Raw genomic sequence first — 21,789 nt, 5'->3', positions numbered from 1 at the left:
GCGGCCTACTCGAGGTAGTCGCGCAGCGACTGCGACCGCGACGGGTGGCGGAGCTTCGCCATCGTCTTCGACTCGATCTGGCGGATGCGCTCGCGCGTGACGCCGAAGGTGTCGCCGATCTGGTCGAGGGTCTTCGGCATGCCGTCGCCGAGGCCGAAGCGCATGCGGATCACGCCCGCCTCGCGCTCGCTCAGCGAGTCGAGCAGCGACTCGAGCTGCTTCTGCAGCATCGTGAAGCCCACCGCGTCGGCCGGGACGACCGCCTCGGTGTCCTCGATGAGGTCGCCGAACTCGCTGTCGCCGTCCTCACCGAGCGGGGTGTGCAGCGAGATCGGCTCGCGGCCGTACTTCTGCACCTCGATGACCTTCTCGGGGGTCATGTCGAGCTCGCGGCTCAGCTCTTCGGGCGTGGGCTCGCGGCCCAGGTCCTGCAGCATCTGCCGCTGCACGCGGGCGAGCTTGTTGATGACCTCGACCATGTGCACCGGGATGCGGATGGTGCGGGCCTGGTCGGCCATCGCACGGGTGATCGCCTGGCGGATCCACCACGTCGCGTAGGTCGAGAACTTGAAGCCCTTGGTGTAGTCGAACTTCTCGACCGCACGGATGAGGCCGAGGTTGCCCTCCTGGATGAGGTCGAGGAACTGCATGCCGCGACCCGTGTAGCGCTTGGCGAGCGAGACCACGAGGCGCAGGTTGGCTCCCAGCAGGTGGCTCTTGGCGCGCTGGCCGTCCTTCGCGACCCACTGCAGCTCGCGACCGAGCTGCGAACGCTTCTCGGCGTCGGTCATCGCCGACAGCTTCTCTTCTGCGAAGAGACCCGCCTCGATGCGCATCGCGAGCTCGACCTCTTCGGCCGCGTTCAGGAGCGCGACCTTGCCGATCTGCTTCAGGTAGTCCTTGACGGGGTCGGCCGTCGCACCCGTGATCGCGGACGAGTAGACGGGGACCTCGTCCTCGTCGTCGGCGGCGCGCAGCACGAGCGCGCCGGTCGGGTGCGGCTCGACCGCGACGGGCTTCGCGTCGTCGTCGCCCTCGTCGGCGCCGTCGCCGTCGACCTCGACCTCGTCGAGCTCGACCGGCTCGACGTCGTCCTCGTCCTCGTCCTCGGACGCCTTGCCCTTCGCCTTCGTGCGGGGCTTCGCCGCGGCCTTCGCCGTCGCGGTGCGGGGCGTCTTGGACGCCGTCGTCGTCTTCGCCGCGGCCTTGGCGGCGGGCGCCTTCGCGGGCGCCTTGCTCGCGGCCGACTTCGCGGCGGTCTGGCGCTTCGCGGCGGGGGCCTCAGCCTCGCCGGCCGCCTTCGCCTTCGCCTTCGTCGTTGCCATACGTATGAACCTCTCCTACCGTCGGCCGGCGTGTGCCCTCGGCGGAGGGCGCGGCTCGAGCTGTCGGTCCGGTCGTTTTCGGACACTATGAGGACCCATGTCAAGTCCGCGTGTCGGTGCGACCTCGATCGCACCCGCGGACCCGAACGGGTCCTGCCTTAATTATACAGGCCCTGAACGGCGCGAACGCACATTCGACACCCCGGCGTACATCTCTGGTCAACGCCCGGCGGGGCCCGGGAATTCCTTCGGGGCCCGCCCCTCGTCGGCCTGACCTCGTCGGCCCGGACCCGCTCAGCCCGCGCGCGGCGGCTCGTCGTCGCGGGAACGCCGGAAGGCGAGGAACTTCTCGAGCTCGGCGGCGATCTCGTCGGCGCTCGGCAGCTCGCCGTCCTCGTCGGTGAGCGGCGAACGCAGCGTCGTGCCCTCCATGTAGGCGTCGTGACGCTCTTCCAGCGTGCCGACGAGCTTCGCGAGCTCGCCATTCTCGCCGACCTGCTCGTCGATGCGGCCGAGGAAGTCGCGCCCCTGCTCGCGAAGGGCGTCCGTCGGGAAGATGCGCCCCGTCGCGGCACTGATCGCCTCGAGCGCGGCGACCGCCGCCGACGGGTACTCGGCGTCGGCGAGGTAGTGCGGGATGAGGAGCACGAACCCCGTCGTCGGATGGCCGAGCTCGACCAGGCGGTACTCGATCAGGTGCAGGGCGTTCGACGGCACCTGGGTCGTCGGCCGCCAGACCGACATGGTCTCGATCAGCTCCTCGCGGTTGCCGCTCACCGTGACGCGGATGGGCCTCGTGTGCGGCACCGGCATGGGGATCGAGTTCACCCACGTGGTCGACGAGACCTGGAGCTCGTCGATGAGCAGGAGCACCGCGGCGCTGAACTGCTCCCACCGGAAGTCGGGCTCGAAGCCCGTGAGCAGGAGGAACGGGCGGCCGAGCTCGTCGCGGGCGAGCTCGAGCGCGAGCCTGGGCGGCGTGTAGTCGCTCAGGTGGTCGCCCTCGAAGAGGATGATCGGGCGGCGGGCGCGGTAGTCGAGGAGCTCGTCGATGTCGAAGCTCGCGACGAGCGTGGTGTCGAGGGTCTCCCTCAGGTACTCGGTCGTCTGCGCGACGGCGCCGCCCGCGTCGGCGGAGCCGGTGAGTCCCGCGACGAGCGGAAGGCCCGGCGGCACCGTGACGTCGGCGTTCAACTCGAACAGGGAGCGGGGATCGCGCATGATTCCAGCCTACTGACGCGGCCGGGGCGCCCTCCCGAACCCGGCGCCGGGCCTTCATGCCGAGAGCGAACACGTACGATCGGGAGTCATGACCGTTCCCACGCTCTCCGTCTCCACCTCCCCCGCATCCACCGCCGACGCCGACGTCGTGCTGCTCCTCGCGACGAAGGGAGCCGACGGTCCCGAGCTGGTGGCCGCCGACGGATTCGAGTGGGTCGGTCCCCAGCTCGTCGCGCTCGGCGCGACCGGGGCGAGCGAGGAACTCACGCGGGTTCCCGGCGTCGAGGGCGGCGCCCGCGTCGTCGCGGTCGTCGGGGTCGGCGAGCGGGCGGATGCCTCGAGCCTCCGTCGTGCGGCGGGCTCCGCCGTGCGCCGCCTCACCGGCACCGAATCCGTCGCGATCGCCGCGACCGTCGACGACGCGGCCGCCGCCGCGGCCGTCCTCGAGGGCGCCGCGCTCGGCGCCTACGCGTACGACGAGTACCGCAGCGAGCCCAAGCCGCCGGTGTCGCGCCTCGAGCTGCACACCGGGTTCACCGCCGACGAGGTCGGCCTCGACCGCGTCCGCTCGGTCGTCGCGGCGGTGGCGCGCACGAAGGATCTCGTGAACGCCTCGCCGTCGGAGCTCTACCCCGAGTCCTTCGCCGCGCTCGCCGTCGAGGCGGCGACCGCCGTCGGCGTGACCAGCAGGGTGTGGGACGAGGCGGCCCTCGCGGCCGACGGCTTCGGCGGCATCGCCAGCGTCGGGCAGGGCTCGAGCCGCGGGCCCCGGCTCGTGCGCCTCGAGTGGGCGCCCGACGGGGCATCCGCCCATGTCGCCTTCATCGGCAAGGGCATCACCTTCGACTCGGGCGGGCTCTCGCTGAAGCCGATGGCCTCGATGGTCGGCATGAAGACCGACATGGCGGGCGCAGCGGCCGTGCTCTCCTCGATCGTCGCGATCGCCGAGCTCGGGCTGCCGATCAAGGTCACCGGCTGGCTGTGCCTCGCCGAGAACATGCCGTCGGGCACCGCCATCCGACCGAACGACGTGCTGCGGATCCGCGGCGGCAAGACCGTCGAGGTCGTGAACACCGACGCCGAGGGCCGGCTCGTGCTCGCCGACGCCCTCGTGGCCGCGAGCGAGGAGCAGCCCGACGCCATCGTCGACGTCGCGACGCTCACCGGCGCCCAGGTCGTCGCGCTCGGCCACCGCATCACCGGACTCATGGGCGACGACGAGCTCGTCGCACGCGTGCGCGCGGTCGCCGACGCCGTCGACGAGACCACGTGGCCGATGCCGCTCCCCGCCGACCTGCTCCCCCTCCTCAAGTCCGACGTCGCCGATCTCATGAACACGAAGCTCGGCATGACGGTGCCCGGCATGCTCCTCGCCGGCGTCTTCCTGCAGCAGTTCGTCGGCAAGAAGGACGGCACGGAGACGCGGATCCCGTGGGCCCATCTCGACATCGCCGGCCCCGGCCACAACGGCGGCGCGGGGTGGGGATTCACCGGAACGGGCGCCACCGGCGCGGCGGTCCGCACCCTCGTCGCGCTGGGCGAGGAGCTCTCCGCCAAGTAGTAAGGTCGTATGGGCGAGAACGTCGCCCAGAAGTCCGCCGCGGCGACACGCCGGCGGCGGTCCATGACGCAGATCAGATGCGCAAGGGAGATTGCGGTTGTCCGAGCAGAACTTTGACATGGTCGTCCTCGGCGGAGGCAGCGCGGGTTATGCCGCTGCGATTCGCGCCGTCGAACTCGGGCTCACCGCGGTGGTGATCGAGAAGGACAAGCTCGGCGGCACGTGTCTCCACCGCGGGTGCATCCCGACCAAGGCGCTGCTGCACGCGGCCGAGGTCGCCGAGGTCTCGAAGGACGCCGCGAAGTACGGCGTGAAGACGGCGTTCGAGGGCATCGACATCAACGGCGTCTCGGCGTACCGCGAGGGCATCGTGGCCAGCAAGTGGAAGGGCCTGCAGGGCCTGCTCAAGGCACGCGGCATCCCCGTGGTCGAGGGCGAGGGCCGGCTCGTCGCCGCCGACACGGTGCAGGTCGGCGACGACCGCTACGTCGGCAAGAACGTGGTGCTGGCCACCGGCTCGTACTCGCGCTCGCTGCCGGGCCTCGAGATCGGCGGCCGCGTCATCACGAGCGAGCAGGCGCTCGAGCTCGACTTCGTGCCCAAGAAGGTCGCCGTGCTCGGCGGCGGCGTCATCGGCGTCGAGTTCGCGAGCGTCTGGCGCTCCTTCGGCGCCGAGGTGACCATCATCGAGGCGCTCCCCCACCTCGTTCCCAACGAGGAGGAGTCGATCTCGAAGCAGCTCGAGCGCGCCTTCCGCAAGCGCGGCATCGACTTCTCGCTCGGCGTCCGCTTCCAGGGCGTCACGCAGAACGAGCAGGGCGTCGTCATCACCCTCGAGAACGGTCAGAGCTACGACGCCGAGCTGCTGCTCGTCGCCGTCGGCCGCGGCCCGTCGACCCAGGGGCTCGGCTTCGAAGAGGCCGGCGTCGCGATGGATCGCGGCTTCGTGCTGACGAACGAGCGCCTCGCCACGAACGTCCCCGGCGTCTACGCGGTCGGCGACATCGTGCCCGGCCTCCAGCTCGCCCACCGCAGCTACCAGCAGGGCATCTTCGTCGCCGAGGAGATCGCGGGCCTGAACCCGATCGTCGTCGAAGACGTCAACGTGCCGAAGATCACCTACTGCGAGCCCGAGATCGCCTCGGTCGGCTACACCGAGGCGAAGGCGGCCGAGAAGTTCGGCGCCGAGCAGATCAGCTCGTACGACTACAATCTCGCGGGCAACGGCAAGTCGAGCATCCTCGGCACCGGCGGCTCGGTGAAGGTCGTGCGCGTGAACGACGGCCCCATCGTCGGCGTCCACATGATCGGCGGGCGCGTCGGCGAGCTCATCGCCGAGGCGCAGCTGGCCGTGAACTGGGAGGCGTACCCCGAGGACATCGCCCCGTTCATCCACGCCCACCCGACCCAGGCCGAGGCCTTCGGCGAGGCAGTGCTGAAGCTCGCCGGCAAGCCGCTGCACGCCATCTGAGCCCCGCTGCCCGCCCAACGACTGCAATAAGCTAGAAAGCGTTCCCACGCTGTGAAGGAGACAAGCGCATGAGCGAATCCGTCAGCCTCCCGGCACTCGGTGAGAGTGTCACTGAAGGCACGGTCACCCGCTGGCTGAAGAATGTCGGCGACCGTGTCGAGGTCGACGAGCCGCTGCTCGAGGTCTCGACCGACAAGGTCGACACCGAGATCCCGTCGCCCGTCGCGGGTGTCATCGAGGCGATCCTCGTCCAGGAGGACGAGACCGTCGAGGTCGGCACCGCGCTCGTGACGATCGGTGACGGCTCCGGCGCTGCCGCGCCCGAGGCCGCGGCTCCCGAGGCTGCGGCTCCCGCACCCTCGGAGGCTCCGGCCGCCGAGGCCGCGGCCGCTCCCGCAGAGCCGGTCGCCGCACCGCCCGCTCCCGCGCCCGAGCCCGCCGCGGCTCCGGCCGCTCCCGAGCCCGCCGCCGCACCTGCCCCTGCGCCGGCTGCAGAGCCCGCGGCGCCGGCCGCCGCTCCCGAGCCCGCCGCAGCGCCTGCTGCCCCGGCGGCCACTCCCGAGCCCGCCGCCGCTCCCGCGGCGCCGCAGGCCGCACCCGCGGCTCCGGCTCCGGCTCCGGCTCCGGCTCCCGAGCCTGCAGCACCGGCCGCGCCGGCCGCCGCTCCCGCGCCCACCACGGGCGCCCACGCCGGCCCCTCCGGCTACGTCACCCCGATCGTCCGCAAGCTGGCGAACGAGCAGGGCGTCGACCTCGCCAGTGTCACGGGCACCGGCGTCGGCGGCCGCATCCGCAAGCAGGACGTGATCTCGGCGCAGGCGGCTCCCGCCGCCGCGGCCGCTCCCGCCGCGCGCACCCCGCTCGAGACCTCCCCGCTCCGCGGCACCACCGTGCCGATGACGCGCCTGCGCAAGGTCGTCGCCGAGCGCGCCGTCGTCTCGATGACCTCGACGGCGCAGCTCACCACCGTGGTCGAGGTCGACGTCACGCGCGTCGCCCGCTTCCGCGACCGCGTGAAGGGCGACTTCCTCGCGAAGACCGGCAACAAGCTCTCCTTCCTGCCGTTCTTCGCCCTGGCTGCGGCCGAGGCGCTGCGCGCGTACCCGATCATCAACTCGACGGTCGACGGCGACAGCATCGTCTACCCGCCGCAGGAGAACATGAGCATCGCGGTCGACACCGAGCGCGGCCTGCTCACGCCGGTCATCCGCAATGCGGGTGAGCTCGACATCGCCGGCCTCGCCGCGCAGATCGCCGACCTCGCCGACCGCACGCGCAACAACCAGCTGAAGCCCGACGAGCTCGCAGGCGGCACGTTCACCCTGACGAACACCGGTTCGCGCGGCGCCCTGTTCGACACGCCCGTCGTGTTCCTGCCGCAGTCGGCGATCCTCGGCACGGGCATCGTCGTCAAGCGCCCGGTCGTCGTCACCCAGGACGGCGCCGACGCGATCGCCGTCCGCTCGATGGTCTACCTCGCCCTGTCGTACGACCACCGCATCATCGACGGCGCCGACGCCGCGCGCTTCCTCACGGCGGTCAAGGACCGTCTCGAAGAGGGTGCGTTCGACGCCGACCTCGGCATCTAGTCGAAGAGTTCTCGAAGACGCCAACCGGCCTCGCTCCTCATCACGAGGAGCGAGGCCGGTTCGCGTTCGGGGTCGGTGTACGGCACGGTCATGAGCACGGCATCGCCCATCTCCGCCATGATCGCGACCGCGTCGAGCGCGAAGGCGCCCGGCGCGATCGCGGCCCCTTCGCGCGCACCCGAGAGTGCCGCGAGGTCGGCCCGTTCGATCGCGGAACCGGCTTGGGCGACCTGCCCGAGGCAGGCGGCGTCGAGCGAGCCGAGGCAGTCCTCGCGGAGCGCGAGCAGCGCCCTGGTCGCGGCGACCGGGTCGGCTTCGCGCTCGGCGCCGCCCTCAGCCTGCGCCTCGTCCGCGACCGTACCCGCGGGGACGTCGGCCTCGCCGGACCCCGCTTCGGACTCGCCGACACCATCTGCCGCGGCGTCGACGGCGCCGGGCCCGTGGACCGGCGAGTTCGACGCCGACGCGCCGGCGTCGAACTCGCCGCTCACCCCCGCGGCGCCCGTATCGGCCGGAGGCACGAATGCGAGCAGGAGCACCAGCGCAGCGCCGCCCGCGAGCGCCGCGACGAGCACGGCCCGTCGGCGCGCGGCGAGAGCACGCCGCAGGCGAGCGACGAGCGACGTCATGGGGTCGGCGTCGGCGAGGCGGGCACCGTGCTCGAACGCGTCCGCCGGCAGCTGGGCGAGGGCCGCGAGCGTTCGGAGCAGGCCTGGGCGGGCCGGTGGCTCGGGAGCAGTCGCCGGTGTCGAGGCGCCGGGCGATGCGACATGCTGCGGGTCGCTCACGTGGCCGCCGCCGTCGGCTTCGCCGATGCCGGGCGGCCGAGTCCACGAGGACGAGTGCCCAGCGACTGCGATGACGCCGCGGACGGGCGACGCGGCGGCCGACTCGAACAGCGTGCGCTCGAGCAGCGCTTCGCTGCGGACGAAGGGACGCGCTGCGGCGGCGTCGCGGATCGCGGCGACGGCTCGGTCGAGGCTGCCCCGGGGGCGCGTCGCCTCCGCCACGACGGCCACGAGCTGGGACAGCGCCGCATGGCCCTCCCGGAGCAGTTCGGTGCGCTCGATCGCGCTCGACACCTCGTCGAGCCGACGGACGGCACCGAGCCCGATGAGCCTGGGCCGGCCGACCCCGTCGATCAGCACGTCGTTCGGGGCGAGCCGCGTGTGCACGAAGCCCGCCTCGGCGAGCCCGGCGACCGCGACCGCGATGGGGGCGAGGATCGTGACCGCCTCCCCCGGCTCGAGTGCTCGCTCGGTGAGCAGCCTGGCGAGCGTGGGACCGCCGACCCGCTCGACGGCGAGCACGCAGCGACCGTCGTCGAGCGCGGTGACGTCGATGAGCGCAGGCAGGGTGCCCGTGGCATCCGCCGTCATCGCCGAGATCTCGACCGCGACGCGCGCGTCGTCGCACCCCGCCTCGTAGATGCGCAGGGCGACCGGTGCCGCCGGAGGCGACCCGCCCTCGGCGGGAGTGAGGCTGCTCGCGAGGTAGACCCCGGCGCGATCGCCCGAGGCGAGGCGACGGAGCAGCCGATAGCCCGAGATGACCGCGCGCTCGTCGCCGATCGGCGCCGCATGCGTCGCCGCGAGGTCGTGGCTCGGGTCCGTGCGGGAACGAGCAGCTGCGGCCGAGCGGCTGCGCAAATGACGTCTCATCCCGGAACTCTGCTCGCCGAGGCGTCGTCCTGACGCCGCCTCCGGCGATTCGGGCGGGCTGCGGGGCCGGGGAACCGCTGTGGAGGACGAGTCGCCTAGACTGGCCGAATGCTCGACATCGTCGTCACGGGGCTAAGCGCCAACTCCGTGCCGTACATCGAGGGTCTCGACCTTCAGCGCGCCGTCCATCGCGCGGTCGTCGCGGGCGAACGCCCCGACACCGTCCTCCTCCTGGAGCACCCCTCCGTCTACACCGCCGGGAAGCGCACCGCTCCCGACGAGCGGCCGACCGACGGAACCCCCGTCATCGACGTCGACCGCGGCGGCAAGATCACCTGGCACGGTCCGGGCCAGCTCGTGGGGTACCCGATCATCCACCTCGCCGAGCCGATCGACGTGGTCGGCTACGTGCGCCGCCTCGAGGGCGTCCTCATCGACGTCCTCCGCGAGTTCGGCGTCGCCGGCCGACGCGTCGACGGCCGATCCGGAGTCTGGGTCGGTGACCCCGTCCTCGAGAACAAGATCGCCGCGATCGGCATCCGGGTCGCCGACGGCGTCACGATGCACGGCTTCGCGCTCAACTGCTCGAACTCGCTCGAGCCGTACGAGCGCATCGTCGCCTGCGGCATCCGCGACGCCGGCGTGACGACCGTCAGCCGCGAAGCGGGCCGCACGGTCACGCCGGCCGACCTCGTCGACGCCGTGAGCGACCGCCTCCGCCTCGAGTTCGAGGCGGCGATCGCGGCATGAGCACCGCTCCCGAGGGGCGCAGGATGCTGCGCCTCGAAGTCCGCAACGCCCAGACGCCGATCGAACGCAAGCCCGAGTGGATCAAGACCCGGGCGAAGATGGGGCCCGAGTACCGCGCGCTGCAGTCGCTCGTGAAGAGCGAGGAGCTGCACACGGTCTGCCAGGAGGCCGGCTGCCCGAACATCTACGAGTGCTGGGAGGATCGCGAGGCGACCTTCCTCATCGGAGGTTCGCAGTGCACGCGTCGCTGCGACTTCTGCCAGATCGACACCGGCAAGCCCGCGGACTTCGACGCCGACGAGCCGCGACGCGTCGGCGAGTCGGTCGTGCGCATGCAACTGCGCTACTCGACCGTGACGGGCGTCGCCCGCGACGACCTGCCCGACGGCGGCGCGTGGCTCTACGCGGAGACGATCCGCGAGATCCACCGCCAGTCCCCCGGCACCGGCGTCGAGATCCTCGTGCCCGACTTCAACGGCGAGCCCGAGCTCCTGCAGCAGGTGTTCGACGCACGGCCCGAGGTCTTCGCGCACAACGTCGAGACGGTCCCGCGCATCTTCAAGCGCATCCGTCCGGCATTCCGCTACGAGCGATCGCTCGACGTCATCACGCAGGGTCGCGACGCGGGGCTCATCACGAAGTCGAACCTCATCCTCGGCATGGGCGAGGAGCGCGCGGAGGTCTCGCAGGCACTCCGCGACCTCCACGACGCGGGCACCGACATCATCACGGTGACCCAGTACCTGCGCCCGAGTCCGCGCCACCTCCCGGTCGCACGCTGGGTGCGCCCCGAGGAGTTCCTTGAGATCAAGGCCGAGGCCGAGGAGATCGGCTTCCTCGGCGTGCTGGCGGGACCCCTGGTGCGTTCGTCGTACCGGGCCGGCCGGCTCTGGGCGCAGTCGATGCGGGCGAAGGGCCGCGAGCTCCCCGGTGAGCTCGCGCACCTCGCCGATGCATCGCTCGGGTTCGCGCAGGCCGTCGGCTGATCCGGCGCCGCGGGTGACCGGCCTGCTCGGAACGCGACGTCCCACGCGGTCCGAGCAGGCCCCCGCCGCCGGTATCCTTGGAACCATGGCACGCACCAAGGACGCATCGAAGGCTCAGAAGGAGCCCGGCCGCCTCAAGCAGATGTGGCAGGTCTTCCAGATGACCCGCCGCTACGACTCGACCGCGCAGTGGCTGATGCTCCTGGCGTTCCTCGGGCCGATCATCGTCGGTCTCGCGCTCGCACTGCTGCTCAGCGAGGGCAACGGCTTCACCATCGCCCTCTGGATCGTCGCCGGCGTCCTCGCCGGTCTCCTGCTCGCGCTCGTGGTGCTCGGTCGCCGTGCCGAGCGCGCCGCGTACTCGCAGATCGACGGCCAGCCGGGCGCCGTGGGCGCGGTGCTGCGCAGCGGCCTGCGCGGCAGCTGGGTCGGCAACGAGATGCCCGTCGTCGTCAACGGCAAGACCCAGGACGCGGTGTACCGCGCGGTCGGCCGCGGCGGCGTCGCCCTGATCAGCGAGGGCCCCCTGAGCCGCACGCAGCGCATGCTCGACGACGAGCAGCGCAAGGTCGCGCGGGTGCTCCCGAACGTGCCCATCACGCTCATCTCGGTGGGGCACGACGAGGGCTCGATCGAGCTGTACCGTCTCCCCGCGACGCTCCGCAAGACGAAGCGCGCCCTCACGAAGCCCGAGGTGCTCGCCGTCTCGAACCGCCTGAACTCCCTCCAGACGGCGCTGCCGATCCCGAAGGGCATCGACCCCATGAAGGCCCGGCCGCAGCGCGGCAAGATGCGCTGAGCGCACACCTCGGCCACGCGGCATCCGTCTCGAATCGACGGGTGCCGCGTTCGTCGTTGCAGCCGAGGGCGGCGGGCGGATGCCTCGTCGCAGGCTAGGACCGGATGAGCACCGTGCGGGCGACCTTGTCGTGGAAGCCGCGCTGGTCGGAGTCCCAGACGAGGGCGGGGAGCACGAGGAGCAGCAGGCCCGTGCGCACGATCGGGCGGACGAAGCCGACCCAGCCGCCCTCGACGGCGACGACGCGCATGCCGAGCAGCCGGTGGCCGGGGCTGCCCCCGATCGTCGGGATGAAGACGATCTGCAGCACCGCGAACACGAGCGGCGTGACCCACGTGTAGGCCACCGACTCGTAGGGCGTCACGAGCAGCGAGAGCAGCATCGCGCTGCCCCAGTCGAGCAGGAGCGCCGCGATGCGGCGGCCGGCGCGAGCGACCGAACCGCGCCCCTTGTCGGGGAGCCCGAGTCGTTCGCCGGGCCAGCGACTCGGTTCGAGATCGCCGAATGTCTGAGGTTTCGCGTCGGGCACCAGATGATTCTACCGAAGCCGACTCCGCGTAACATGGCCGAAACATTCCGGTCACGGTCGGGAAACGGCGCGCGGATAGCGTCGCTCGTGGCTGTGCAAGACCGTTCCGCTAACCCGCCCCCGTTGGAGACGCCGAAACATGTTCACTGATTCGTCCGAAGTCCTCAAGTTCATCAAGGAGACGGATGTCAAGTTCCTCGACATCCGCTTCACCGACCTCCCGGGCGTGCAGCAGCACTTCAACATCCCGGCCTCGACGGTCGACGAGGAGTTCTTCACGGTCGGCCAGCTCTTCGACGGCTCCTCGATCCGCGGCTTCGCGAACATCCACGAGTCCGACATGCAGCTCATCCCCGATGTGACGACCGCGTACATCGACCAGTTCCGCGCCGAGCGCACGCTCGTCATGGTCTTCGACATCTACAACCCGCGCAACGGCGAGATCTACTCGAAGGACCCGCGCCAGGTCGCCAAGAAGGCCGAGAAGTACCTCGCGTCGACCGGCATCGCCGACACCGCCTACTTCGCCCCCGAGGCCGAGTTCTACATCTTCGACGACGTCCGCTACGAGATCAACCAGCACTCGAGCTTCTACTCCGTCGACTCCGAGGAGGGCGCCTGGAACAGCGGCCGCAAGGAGGAGGGCGGCAACCTCGGCAACAAGACGCCGTTCAAGGGCGGCTACTTCCCGGTCAGCCCCGTCGACAAGACGGCGGACCTGCGCGACGACATCTCGCTCAAGCTCATCGAGGCGGGCTTCCACCTCGAGCGGTCGCACCACGAGGTGGGCACCGGCGGACAGCAGGAGATCAACTACCGCTTCGACACGATGGTGCACGCGGCCGACGACATCCTGAAGTTCAAGTACATCGTCAAGAACACGGCCGACCAGTGGGGCAAGACGGCGACCTTCATGCCGAAGCCGCTCTTCGGCGACAACGGCTCGGGCATGCACACCCACCAGTCGCTCTGGAACGACGGCAAGCCCCTGTTCTACGACGAGGCCGGCTACGGCGGGCTCAGCGACATCGCGCGCTGGTACATCGGCGGCCTGCTGAAGCACGCCCCCGCGGTGCTCGCCTTCACGAACCCGAGCGTCAACTCGTTCCGCCGCCTCGTGCCCGGCTTCGAGGCGCCCGTCAACCTCGTGTACTCGGCCGGCAACCGCTCGGCGTGCATCCGCATCCCGATCACCGGCACCAACCCGAAGGCCAAGCGCATCGAGTTCCGCGTGCCCGACGGCGCGAGCAACCCCTACCTCGCCTTCGCGGCCCAGCTCATGGCCGGCCTCGACGGCATCAAGAACCGCATCGAGCCCCACGAGCCGGTCGACAAGGACCTCTACGAGCTCCCGCCCGAGGAGGCCAAGGCGATCCCGCAGCTGCCGGGCTCGCTCGGCGAGGCGCTCGACGCGCTCGAGGCCGACCACGACTTCCTCCTCGAGGGCGGCGTGTTCACCAAGGAGCTCATCGAGACCTGGATCGACTACAAGCGCGAGAAGGAGCTCAAGCCCCTCGCTCAGCGCCCGCACCCGTTCGAGTTCGAGCTCTACTACGGCGTCTGATCACCCCGCAGCCCCCTGCTGCTCCGGAAGGGCCGTCCCGCGCATGCGGGGCGGCCCTTCCGCCGTTCGGGGTCCGTTCAGCGGCGACCTCGGGCCGATGCGCCGCTCAGCCGCCCGCGCCGTGCGCCTTCGCCCACGCGACGGCCCGTGGGCCGAGCGCCCTGAGGTGCGGCCACGGACGGTGACCGGAGCGCGCGTACCTCGCTTCGATGAAGGGCTCCGCCTTCGTCCAGGTGCGGGCGAGCACGTCGCCCCATTCCTCGAGCGCGAGTTCCTCGCTGATGTACCGCCGGTTGACGTACATCGCGAAGACGTCGAACATCGCGAGCGAGCGGTTGATCTGCTGGTACCCGTCGAGGTCCTCGTCCTGGATGGTGCCGAGGCGGCTCTCGTCGAGCACGTGCAGGCGCCGCCGCCCCTCCTGCAGCTCGGGTTCGATGAGCGTCTGGTGCAGGTTGAGGAAGAGATCGCGCCGATCCTTCGCACGTTGCAGCGCGTACGAGAGCAGCGAGAATGCGAATGCGGCGATGGAGATGAAGAGGGCGATCGCGCCGGGGATGTCTGCCATTTGCCGCGAGCCTATCGGCCCTCCGTCGCGACGCGCACGACCCCAGCTCGGGGCGCTCCGCTCGAGCGAGCCGCGACGCGAGCCGGATGCCACGGGGCCGGCCCCGTGGCATCCGCGCCGTCGACCGGGTCGACGGTCAGACGGTGGGTTCGCGCTTCGGCTCGAGCCCGTAGAACCCGCGTTCGAACACCGCGCGGGCGCGTCGGGTGAGCTGGAGGTAGTCGTGCTCGAGCTGGGTCGCCGAGCCGGCCGGGTAGCCCATGATGCGGGCGACGCCCTCGAGCTGCGAGCGCTCGACGGGCAGCACGTCGGTCGTGCGGTCGAGCCAGAGCGTGAGCGCGGAGCGGGCGCGGGACGAGAACACCCAGGCGGCGCGCAGGGTCTCGGCGTCGTCGGCCTCCACGAGGCCGGCCGTGGTGGCCGCCTCGAGCGCGCCGAGCGTCGAGGTCGTGCGGAGCGCGGCGATCTCGGCGGCGTGCTGCAGCTGCACGAGCTGCACGAACCACTCGACGTCGGAGATCGATCCGCGACCGAGCTTCAGGTGGCGGGTGGGGTCGGCGCCCTGCGGCAGCCGCTCGTTCTCGACGCGGGCCTTGATGCGCTTGACCTCGCGCACCGCCTGCTCGGCGATCTCGCGGGGATAGCGCACGGTGTCGGCGAGCTCGGTGAAGTCGGCGATGAGCGCCGCATCGCCGGCCACGCCGCGGGCGCGCAGCAGCGCCTGCGCCTCCCAGGTGAGCGACCAGCGCGAGTAGTACGCGCGGTACGCATCGAGCGAGCGCGCCACGACCCCGTTGCGCCCCTCGGGCCGGAGGTCGGCATCGAGCTCGAAGGGCAGGCGTGCGTCCTCGGAGAGGCGCACGAGCTCGCTCACGATGCGGAGGGCTCGCGAGTGCGCGGCATCGGCCTCGGCGCCCTGCAGCCGGTACACGTAGATGATGTCGGCGTCGGAGCCGATGCCGAGCTCGCGCCCGCCGAAGCGCCCCATGCCGATCACGGCGAACTCGATGCCGTCGGGCTCGTCGCCCCGGATCGCCGAGACGAGGGCAGCGATGTGGTTCTCGGTGAGGTCGCTGAGGCCGTGGCCGAGCTCGTCGACGGTGCAGACGTCGAGGATGCCGGCGAGTGCAAGGCGCAGCATCTCGCGGCGGCGGACAGCGCGGAAGATCTTCGCGGCGTCGTCGGGTTGCTCGTGGCGGCGGAGCACCGCGCGGGTCTCGTCCTGCAGGGCGGCGAGCGAACGGGGCCGCAGCTCCTCGAGGTCCTCGAGCCACGCGACGGCCTCGGGGGCGCGCTCGAGCAGCTCGGCCGCGTAGCGGGAGCCCGAGAGCACGCGGGTGAGGCGGAGCGCTGCGTCGGACGAGTCGCGCAGCAGCCGGAGGTACCAGTGCGTCGTGCCGAGCGTGTCGCTCAGGCGCCGGAACGAGAGCAGGCCGAAGTCGGGGTCGGTGCCCTCGGCGAACCATGAGATGAGCACCGGCATGAGATGCCGCTGGATCGTCGCGCGACGGGAGAGACCCGAGGTGAGCGCGGCGATGTGCGCGAGCGCCCCGCGCGGGTCGCGGAACCCGATCGCGGCGAGGCGGGCCTCCGCCTGGGCGCTCGTGAGCTCGAGACCCGACGCGGGCAGGGCGGCGACCGCCGACAGCAGCGGCCGGTAGAAGAGCCGCTGGTGGAGACCCCGCACCCGTTGCCGGGTCGACTGCCAGACGCGGGTGAGCTCGGCGGCGTCGCGCCCGAGCCCGGACGCCCGGGCGAGCACGCGGAGGCGGTCGGCGTCGCGCGGCATCAGGTGGGTCCGGCGCAGGCGTTCGAGCTGGAGCCGATGCTCGAGCACCCGGAGCACGCGGTAGTCGCGCGAGAACTCCCCCGCCTCCTCACGGCCGACGTAGCCGCCCTCGGCGAGGGCGGTGAGCGCGAGCAGGGTGCCTCCCTGCCGGATCGAGTCGTCGCCCGCACCGTGCACGAGCTGGAGCAGCTGCACCGTGAACTCGATGTCGCGGAGACCGCCGGGGCCGAGCTTCACCTGCACGTCGACCTCGTCGGCGGGGATGTGCTCGGTGACCCGCTCGCGCATGCGCTGCACGGACTCGACGAAGCCCTCGCGGCTCGAGCTCGACCACACCATGGGCGCGACACCGGCGATGTACCGGCCGCCGAGCTCGAGGTCGCCCGCGAGGGGGCGCGCCTTCAGCAGCGCCTGGAACTCCCAGCTCTTCGCCCAGCGCTCGTAGTACTGCAGGTGCGAGTCGAGGGTGCGGACGAGCGCGCCGTCCTTGCCCTCGGGGCGGAGGTTCGGGTCGACCTCCCAGAGCGGCGGCTCGATGCCGGGTTCGCCGATGAGGCGCATCGCGACCATGGCGATGCGGGTGGCGATCTCGATCGCACGCGGCGTCGACACGACGGCGTCGTCGGCCGACTCGCCGACGAAGATGACGTCGACGTCGCTGACGTAGTTCAGTTCTCGGGCGCCGGCCTTGCCCATGCCGATGATCGCCAGCCGGGTCGCCTCGACCTCTGCGGCCGGGTAGCGCCCGGGTGCCGCCGGGGCGCCCTCGTCGCGGGACACGATGCGCCGTGCACCCGCGATCGCCGCGTCGAGGGCCGCGCCGGCGAGGTCGGCGAGCCCGGCGGCCACGACATCGACGACGTCGACGGCGTCGTGCCGGGTGAGGTCGTAGACCGCGATGCCTGTGAGGAGCCGGCGGTACCGCGCGCGGATCGCGGCCGCGACGACGTCGGGATCGGCGGCGGTGCCCCCCGGGATCTCGTCGACGGCCGCGAGGAGCAGGCCGCGCGCCTCGGCGGACGTCGGCGGCGGCATCGGCACCGCGCGCAGCAGCGCGATGTCGGCGGGATGCCGGCCCAGGAAGTCGGCGAGCCCGCGCGACGCACCGAGGAGGCGTGCAAGGCGCTCGGCCGCAGCGGGCTCGGCGAGCACCGCCACGATCTCGGCGGAGGCGCGATCATGGAGGCGCTCGAGCTCGGCGAGCGCCGAATCGGGGTCGGCCGCGGCGCCGAGCGCCTCGAGCAGCGCTTCACCCTCGATGCCCGTCGCCTCCGCGAGCCGCCCCAGGCCGGTCGCCGCCCGGTCGAGATCAGCGAAGCCCGCCCGCGCGAGCCGACCGAGCGTCGGAGCCTGTCGAGACACGTCGCGGGTCAGAGGATCTCGAGGTTGCGCTGCAACTCGAACGGCGTGACCTGCGAGCGGTAGTCGCGCCACTCGGCCCGCTTGTTCGCGAGCACGTAGTTGTAGACCTGCTCGCCGAGTGTCTCGGCGACGAGCTCGGAGCCCTCCATGTACTCGATCGCGTGGTCGAGGCTCGCCGGAAGCGGATCGTAGCCCAGCGCACGTCGCTCACGGTCGGTCAGCGCCCACACGTCGTCTTCGGCCTCGGGCGGGAGCTCGTAGCCCTCCTCGATGCCCTTCATGCCCGCGGCGAGCAGGAGCGAGAAGGCGAGATACGGGTTGGCGGCCGAGTCGATGGCGCGGTACTCGACGCGCGCGCTCTGCCCCTTGTTCGGCTTGTAGAGCGGCACGCGCACGAGCGCGGAGCGGTTGTTGTGACCCCAGCAGATGTAGCTCGGCGCCTCGGCCAGGCCGGAGTCGCCGACGCTGCCCCAGAGCCGCTTGTACGAGTTGACGAACTGGTTGGTGACGGCGGTGATCTCGGGGGCGTGCCGGAGCAGCCCTGCGATGAACTGCCGGCCGATCTTCGAGAGCTGGTACTGCGCGCCCGGCTCGTAGAACGCGTTCGCGTCGCCCTCGAAGAGCGAGAGGTGGGTGTGCATGCCCGAGCCGGGCTGATCGGCGAGGGGCTTCGGCATGAACGTCGCGTAGACGCCCTGCTCGATCGCGACCTCCTTGATGACGGTGCGGAACGTCATGATGTTGTCGGCCGTGGTCAGTGCATCGGCGTAGCGCAGGTCGATCTCGTTCTGGCCCGGCCCGGCCTCGTGATGGCTGAACTCGACCGAGATGCCGAGGTCTTCGAGCATGCGCACCGAGCGACGGCGGAAGTCGTGGGCGGTGCCGCCGGGCACGTTGTCGAAGTAGCCGGCGGAGTCGACGGGCTCGGGGCCGGCAGGGCCGTACTTCGACGACTTGAGCAGGTAGAACTCGATCTCGGGGTGCGTGTAGAACGTGAAGCCGCGGTCGGCTGCGCGCTCGAGCGTGCGCTTCAGCACGTTGCGCGGGTCGGAGACCGCGGGCTCGCCGTCGGGCGTCGTGATGTCGCAGAACATGCGCGCGGTGGGGTCGATGTCGCCGCGCCACGGCAGCGTCTGGAACGTCGACGGGTCGGGGTAGGCCAGGAGGTCGGACTCGAACGTGCGGCTGAGCCCCTCGATGGCGGAGCCGTCGAAGCCGATGCCCTCGGTGAAGGCCCCTTCGACCTCGGCCGGGGCGATCGCGACCGACTTCAGGGTGCCGACGACGTCGGTGAACCAGAGCCTGACGAACTTGACGCCCCGCTCCTCGATCGTGCGAAGAACGAAGTCACGCTGCTTATCCATCCACACCCTCTCTCGCATCATCCAGCGTACTGGCTCGCGCTCCCTTCACCGCGACGTTCCGTGGGCGGATGCCTCGCCCGCGTGTGCGAGGATGGCGACATGTCAGGCGAGCCCCAGACCGCAGCATCCGACGACCAGCCGGTCGAGCAGAACCCGTACGGGGGCGCGCCGACGCCGGGCGCCCCGAAGCGAGTGCGCACGCGGCACTTCCAGAACGCGAAGCGCGACGGCATCAAGATCACCGGGCTCACGAGCTACGACCAGCTCACGGCCCGCATCTTCGACGAGGCCGGCATCGACTTCCTGCTCGTCGGCGACTCGGCCGGCAACAACGTGCTCGGCTACGAGACCACGCTTCCGGTGACGGTCGACGACCTCATCCCGCTGACCCGCGCGGTCGCAGGGGCCGTGAAGCGCGCCTTCGTCGTCGCCGACATGCCCTTCGGCTCGTACGAGAACGGCCCCGAGGAGGCGCTGCACACCGCGGTGCGCTTCATGAAGGAGACCGGTGCACACGCCGTGAAGCTCGAGGGCGGTGAGCGCAGCCAGAAGCAGATCCGACGCATCGTCGGTGCCGGCATCCCGGTCATGGCGCACATCGGCTACACGCCGCAGAGCGAGCACGGGCTGGGCGGCCACGTCATCCAGGGCCGCGGCGACGCGGTCAAGCAGCTGCTCGCCGACGCGCAGGCCATCCAGGACGCGGGCGCCTTCGCCGTCGTGCTCGAGATGGTGCCCGCCGACGCCGCGCGCCAGGTGACCGAACTCCTCGACATCCCGACGATCAGCGTCGGCGCCGGCCCCCACACCGACGGCCAGCTGCTCGTCTGGACCGACTGGGCCGGGCTCACGATCGGCCGTGTGCCGAAGTTCGTGAAGCAGTACGCCGACCTCGCGGGCATCCTCAGCGGCGCCGCGAAGGCATGGCGCGACGACGTCGAGTCGGGCAGCTACCCGAACGCCGAGCACTCCTACGAGTAGGCGGCGCCGGGCGGCGCCGGCGCGTCAGCCCTCCTCGGCGTCCTCCTCGGCCCACTTCGCGCTGTTCGCCCGCAGGATCTCGAGCGCCCGCTCGGCCTCCGCGTGCGTCTCGAAGGGGCCGACCCGATCGACCGACGGCGAGACGAAGCCCTGCTCGACCTCGCCGGTCTTCAGGTTGTACCAGTACCGGTGCTCGATGTCCTCGGCCATAGGCTGATCCTATGCCCAAGGACGCCTCCGGCCACCTGATCCCCGGCCGACTGTCACCGAACCGCGCCGTTCCCACGTCGATCGCCCGGCCCGAGTACGTCGGCCGCGCCGCGCCTGCGGCGAACCGCGACGGCGACCGCTACTCCCCCGACGAGATCGAGCGCATCCGCGCGGCCGGGCGCGTCGCCGCCGGGGCGATCGAGGCGGCGGCCGCCGCGATCCGGCCGGGTGTCACGACCGACGAGCTCGACCGCATCGCGCACGAGTACGTCGTCGCCCACGGCGCCTACCCGTCGACCCTCGGGTACCGCGGCTACCCGAAGTCGAGCTGCACCTCGGTCAACGAGGTCATCTGCCACGGCATCCCCGACGACACCGTGCTCGCCGACGGCGACCTCGTGAACCTCGACGTCACGGCCTACCTCGACGGCATGCACGGCGACCTCAACCGCACTTTCCTCGTCGGCGAGGCGAGCGAGGAGGCGGTGCTCCTCGTCGAGCGCACGCGGGAGGCGCTCGCGCGAGGCATCCGCGCCGTCGCCCCCGGCCGCCAGGTGAACGTCATCGGGCGCGCGATCGAGGCGTACGCGAAGCGCTTCGGGTACGGCGTCGTCCGCGACTACACCGGCCATGGAGTGGGCCGCGCCTTCCACACCGGGCTCGTGATCCCCCACTTCGACGACCCGGGCGCGACGACGGTGATCGAGCCGGGCATGGTGTTCACGATCGAGCCGATGCTGACCCTCGGCGGCATCGAGTGGGACGTCTGGGCCGACGACTGGACGGTCGTCACCCGCGACCGTTCGCTCACCGCCCAGTTCGAGCACACCCTCGTCGTCACCGAGCGCGGCGCCGAGATCCTGACCCTGCCCTGAGCCTCGCCGAGCGCCCCGCCCGCTCGGGATAGTGTGAACCGCATGAGCACGGAACTCGCGATCGGCATCGACATCGGCGGCACGGGCATCAAGGGGGCCGTCGTCGACCTCCGCGCGGGCGAGCTCGTCTCCGACCGCATCAAGGTGAAGACGCCCGAGGGCGGCCGACCCGACGACATCCTCGCGGCGACGGAGGAACTGCTCACGAGGCTCGCGGCCGACTTCGACGATTCGCTCCCCCTCGGCGTCTGCTTCCCGGCGATCGTGAAGCGCGGGCGCACCCTCTCGGCGGCGAACATCTCGCACGAGTGGATCGGCCTGCCCGCCGAGGAGCTCTTCGAGCAGACGTTCGGCCGCGAGATCCACTTCATCAACGACGCGGATGCCGCCGGCTACGCCGAGTCGCGCTACGGCGCGGCGGTCGACGCCGACGGGCTCGTCATCCTCACCACGCTCGGCACCGGCATCGGCTCGGCCTTCCTCTACGACGGCGTGCTCGTACCGAACACCGAGCTCGGGCACATCGAGCTCGACGGGCTCGAGGCCGAGAAGCGCGCGGCGTACTCGGCGATGGAGCGCGAGGACCTCGACTGGGCGCAGTGGTCGGAGCGGCTCCAGCGCTTCTACGCGCACGTCGAGTTCATCTTCTCGCCCGACCTGTTCGTCGTCGGCGGCGGCGTCTCGAAGCACCACGAGCAGTTCCTGCCGCTGCTCGAGCTGAAGACGCCGATCGTGCCCGCGGTGCACCGCAACAACGCGGGCATCCTCGGGGCGGCGTCGCTCGCGGCGAGGTAGGGGCGAGCGGGCCGGCTGATACGCCGGGTTCTGTTCACCGGGCGCTTGCGCGACACCGGCTGGACGGCCATCTCTCTCGGGGGCACGTTGCCGTGACCCTCCAGCGGCCTACCCGGGAACGGGACGGGCAGCCCCATCGTTCCCTGTCTGGCCTTGCTCCGGACGAGGTTTACCGAGCCGATCGCGTCACCGCGACCGCTGGTGGGCTCTTACCCCACCGTTTCACCCTTACCCGGCGCTCGCGCACCGGGCGGTCTGCTTTCTGTGGCACTGTCTCGCGGGTTGCCCCGGGTGGGTGTTACCCACCGTCCTGCCCTGTGGAGCCCGGACGTTCCTCGGCGCACGATCGGAACCGTGCGACGCGACCGTCTTGCCGACCCACTCGCCCT

Annotated in this window: 18 protein-coding genes and 1 other RNA gene; 10 read left to right on the top strand and 9 right to left on the bottom strand. The window is 71.4% G+C overall.

The window, feature by feature from the left end; genetic code table 11:
- Window positions 1–5 precede the first annotated feature (5 nt).
- Window positions 6–1,325 carry an RNA polymerase sigma factor gene (locus ACFVSL_RS14970; RefSeq protein ID WP_386941766.1) on the bottom strand — a complete coding sequence of 440 codons (1,320 nt, stop codon included), beginning with the start codon at window positions 1,323–1,325 and terminating at the stop codon, window positions 6–8.
- 294 nt (window positions 1,326–1,619) lie between these two features.
- The gene (locus tag ACFVSL_RS14965; RefSeq protein ID WP_386941765.1) at window positions 1,620–2,546 is read right to left on the bottom strand and encodes a proteasome assembly chaperone family protein; all 927 of its coding nucleotides are present in this window, start codon (window positions 2,544–2,546) and stop codon (window positions 1,620–1,622) included.
- An 88-nt stretch (window positions 2,547–2,634) separates the two neighbouring features.
- On the opposite strand from ACFVSL_RS14965, the gene ACFVSL_RS14960 reads away from it, so the two are divergent.
- The 3 genes from ACFVSL_RS14960 (at window position 2,635) to sucB (ending at window position 7,167) form a co-directional block, all read left to right on the top strand.
- Window positions 2,635–4,107 (top strand): leucyl aminopeptidase, encoded by a 1,473-nt coding sequence (locus tag ACFVSL_RS14960; protein ID WP_386941764.1) that lies wholly within the window; start codon window positions 2,635–2,637, stop codon window positions 4,105–4,107.
- Window positions 4,108–4,204: 97 nt separating this feature from the next.
- The gene (gene lpdA, locus ACFVSL_RS14955; RefSeq protein ID WP_386941763.1) at window positions 4,205–5,578 is read left to right on the top strand and encodes a dihydrolipoyl dehydrogenase; all 1,374 of its coding nucleotides are present in this window, start codon (window positions 4,205–4,207) and stop codon (window positions 5,576–5,578) included.
- A gap of 68 nt (window positions 5,579–5,646) precedes the next feature.
- Complete coding sequence (gene sucB, locus ACFVSL_RS14950; RefSeq protein WP_386941762.1) at window positions 5,647–7,167, top strand: 2-oxoglutarate dehydrogenase, E2 component, dihydrolipoamide succinyltransferase; 1,521 nt, start codon at window positions 5,647–5,649, stop codon at window positions 7,165–7,167.
- Here sucB and ACFVSL_RS14945 read toward each other — a convergent pair.
- Window positions 7,164–8,828, bottom strand: coding sequence for a hypothetical protein (locus ACFVSL_RS14945; RefSeq protein WP_386941761.1), 1,665 nt, complete (start codon window positions 8,826–8,828; stop codon window positions 7,164–7,166). The genes sucB and ACFVSL_RS14945 overlap by 4 nt on opposite strands.
- A gap of 108 nt (window positions 8,829–8,936) precedes the next feature.
- Between ACFVSL_RS14945 and lipB the strand changes: the two genes are divergently transcribed.
- From lipB to ACFVSL_RS14930, 3 genes are all read left to right on the top strand, one after another.
- Window positions 8,937–9,578, top strand: a complete 642-nt coding sequence (gene lipB, locus ACFVSL_RS14940; protein ID WP_386941760.1) for a lipoyl(octanoyl) transferase LipB — start codon at window positions 8,937–8,939, stop codon at window positions 9,576–9,578.
- A complete protein-coding gene (gene lipA, locus ACFVSL_RS14935) occupies window positions 9,575–10,564 on the top strand; it encodes a lipoyl synthase (protein ID WP_386941759.1) in 990 nt (329 codons plus the stop codon). The genes lipB and lipA overlap by 4 nt, the downstream gene beginning before the upstream one ends.
- Before the next feature lie 85 nt (window positions 10,565–10,649).
- Entirely contained in the window at window positions 10,650–11,363 is a 714-nt protein-coding gene (locus ACFVSL_RS14930) for a DUF4191 domain-containing protein (protein ID WP_386941758.1), read from the top strand.
- A gap of 94 nt (window positions 11,364–11,457) precedes the next feature.
- Here ACFVSL_RS14930 and ACFVSL_RS14925 read toward each other — a convergent pair whose 3' ends face one another.
- On the bottom strand, window positions 11,458–11,895 hold the full coding sequence (locus tag ACFVSL_RS14925) for an RDD family protein (RefSeq protein ID WP_386941877.1): 438 nt from the start codon (window positions 11,893–11,895) through the stop codon (window positions 11,458–11,460).
- A gap of 136 nt (window positions 11,896–12,031) precedes the next feature.
- Between ACFVSL_RS14925 and glnA the strand changes: the two genes are divergently transcribed.
- Window positions 12,032–13,456 carry a type I glutamate--ammonia ligase gene (gene glnA / locus ACFVSL_RS14920; RefSeq protein ID WP_386941757.1) on the top strand — a complete coding sequence of 475 codons (1,425 nt, stop codon included), beginning with the start codon at window positions 12,032–12,034 and terminating at the stop codon, window positions 13,454–13,456.
- A 106-nt stretch (window positions 13,457–13,562) separates the two neighbouring features.
- Here glnA and ACFVSL_RS14915 read toward each other — a convergent pair whose 3' ends face one another.
- The 3 genes from ACFVSL_RS14915 to ACFVSL_RS14905 all read right to left on the bottom strand — a co-directional run bounded on the left by ACFVSL_RS14915 (window position 13,563) and on the right by ACFVSL_RS14905 (window position 18,539).
- A complete protein-coding gene (locus tag ACFVSL_RS14915; protein ID WP_386941756.1) occupies window positions 13,563–14,024 on the bottom strand; it encodes a hypothetical protein in 462 nt (153 codons plus the stop codon).
- Window positions 14,025–14,160: 136 nt separating this feature from the next.
- Window positions 14,161–17,175, bottom strand: a complete 3,015-nt coding sequence (locus ACFVSL_RS14910; RefSeq protein ID WP_386941755.1) for a bifunctional [glutamine synthetase] adenylyltransferase/[glutamine synthetase]-adenylyl-L-tyrosine phosphorylase — start codon at window positions 17,173–17,175, stop codon at window positions 14,161–14,163.
- An 8-nt stretch (window positions 17,176–17,183) separates the two neighbouring features.
- Window positions 17,184–18,539, bottom strand: a complete 1,356-nt coding sequence (locus tag ACFVSL_RS14905) for a glutamine synthetase family protein (protein ID WP_386941754.1) — start codon at window positions 18,537–18,539, stop codon at window positions 17,184–17,186.
- 99 nt (window positions 18,540–18,638) lie between these two features.
- On the opposite strand from ACFVSL_RS14905, the gene panB reads away from it, so the two are divergent.
- Window positions 18,639–19,520: a 3-methyl-2-oxobutanoate hydroxymethyltransferase gene (gene panB / locus ACFVSL_RS14900; RefSeq protein WP_386941753.1), complete on the top strand. Its 882-nt coding sequence runs from the start codon at window positions 18,639–18,641 to the stop codon at window positions 19,518–19,520.
- Between the two features lie 24 nt (window positions 19,521–19,544).
- Here panB and ACFVSL_RS14895 read toward each other — a convergent pair whose 3' ends face one another.
- Window positions 19,545–19,730 carry an SPOR domain-containing protein gene (locus tag ACFVSL_RS14895; protein ID WP_386941752.1) on the bottom strand — a complete coding sequence of 62 codons (186 nt, stop codon included), beginning with the start codon at window positions 19,728–19,730 and terminating at the stop codon, window positions 19,545–19,547.
- 11 nt (window positions 19,731–19,741) lie between these two features.
- Here ACFVSL_RS14895 and map point away from each other — a divergent pair, with 11 nt between their 5' ends.
- Window positions 19,742–20,605 carry a type I methionyl aminopeptidase gene (map, locus tag ACFVSL_RS14890; RefSeq protein WP_386941751.1) on the top strand — a complete coding sequence of 288 codons (864 nt, stop codon included), beginning with the start codon at window positions 19,742–19,744 and terminating at the stop codon, window positions 20,603–20,605.
- Window positions 20,606–20,647: 42 nt separating this feature from the next.
- The gene (gene ppgK, locus ACFVSL_RS14885; RefSeq protein WP_386941750.1) at window positions 20,648–21,400 is read left to right on the top strand and encodes a polyphosphate--glucose phosphotransferase; all 753 of its coding nucleotides are present in this window, start codon (window positions 20,648–20,650) and stop codon (window positions 21,398–21,400) included.
- Window positions 21,401–21,403: 3 nt separating this feature from the next.
- On the opposite strand, the gene rnpB is transcribed toward ppgK, so the two are convergent.
- Window positions 21,404–21,781: RNase P RNA component class A (rnpB, locus tag ACFVSL_RS14880), an RNA gene on the bottom strand.
- Window positions 21,782–21,789: the final 8 nt, after the last annotated feature.

This window comes from Agromyces sp. NPDC058064 (assembly GCF_042885275.1).
Lineage (GTDB): Bacteria > Actinomycetota > Actinomycetes > Actinomycetales > Microbacteriaceae > Agromyces.
This window is presented reverse-complemented; position numbering and strand designations above follow the sequence as displayed.

Excerpts from the sequence above, each read along its gene's own strand:
- panB (WP_386941753.1), top strand. The coding sequence starts at position 18,639 with ATGTCAGGCGAGCCCCAGACCGCAGCATCCGACGACCAGCCGGTCGAG.
- ACFVSL_RS14915 (WP_386941756.1), bottom strand. The coding sequence starts at position 14,024 with ATGGCAGACATCCCCGGCGCGATCGCCCTCTTCATCTCCATCGCCGCA.
- ACFVSL_RS14965 (WP_386941765.1), bottom strand. The coding sequence starts at position 2,546 with ATGCGCGATCCCCGCTCCCTGTTCGAGTTGAACGCCGACGTCACGGTG.
- ppgK (WP_386941750.1), top strand. The coding sequence starts at position 20,648 with ATGAGCACGGAACTCGCGATCGGCATCGACATCGGCGGCACGGGCATC.
- ACFVSL_RS14960 (WP_386941764.1), top strand. The coding sequence starts at position 2,635 with ATGACCGTTCCCACGCTCTCCGTCTCCACCTCCCCCGCATCCACCGCC.
- ACFVSL_RS14945 (WP_386941761.1), bottom strand. The coding sequence starts at position 8,828 with ATGAGACGTCATTTGCGCAGCCGCTCGGCCGCAGCTGCTCGTTCCCGC.
- lipB (WP_386941760.1), top strand. The coding sequence starts at position 8,937 with ATGCTCGACATCGTCGTCACGGGGCTAAGCGCCAACTCCGTGCCGTAC.
- glnA (WP_386941757.1), top strand. The coding sequence starts at position 12,032 with ATGTTCACTGATTCGTCCGAAGTCCTCAAGTTCATCAAGGAGACGGAT.
- sucB (WP_386941762.1), top strand. The coding sequence starts at position 5,647 with ATGAGCGAATCCGTCAGCCTCCCGGCACTCGGTGAGAGTGTCACTGAA.
- ACFVSL_RS14905 (WP_386941754.1), bottom strand. The coding sequence starts at position 18,539 with ATGGATAAGCAGCGTGACTTCGTTCTTCGCACGATCGAGGAGCGGGGC.
- ACFVSL_RS14970 (WP_386941766.1), bottom strand. The coding sequence starts at position 1,325 with ATGGCAACGACGAAGGCGAAGGCGAAGGCGGCCGGCGAGGCTGAGGCC.
- map (WP_386941751.1), top strand. The coding sequence starts at position 19,742 with ATGCCCAAGGACGCCTCCGGCCACCTGATCCCCGGCCGACTGTCACCG.
- ACFVSL_RS14895 (WP_386941752.1), bottom strand. The coding sequence starts at position 19,730 with ATGGCCGAGGACATCGAGCACCGGTACTGGTACAACCTGAAGACCGGC.
- ACFVSL_RS14930 (WP_386941758.1), top strand. The coding sequence starts at position 10,650 with ATGGCACGCACCAAGGACGCATCGAAGGCTCAGAAGGAGCCCGGCCGC.
- lipA (WP_386941759.1), top strand. The coding sequence starts at position 9,575 with ATGAGCACCGCTCCCGAGGGGCGCAGGATGCTGCGCCTCGAAGTCCGC.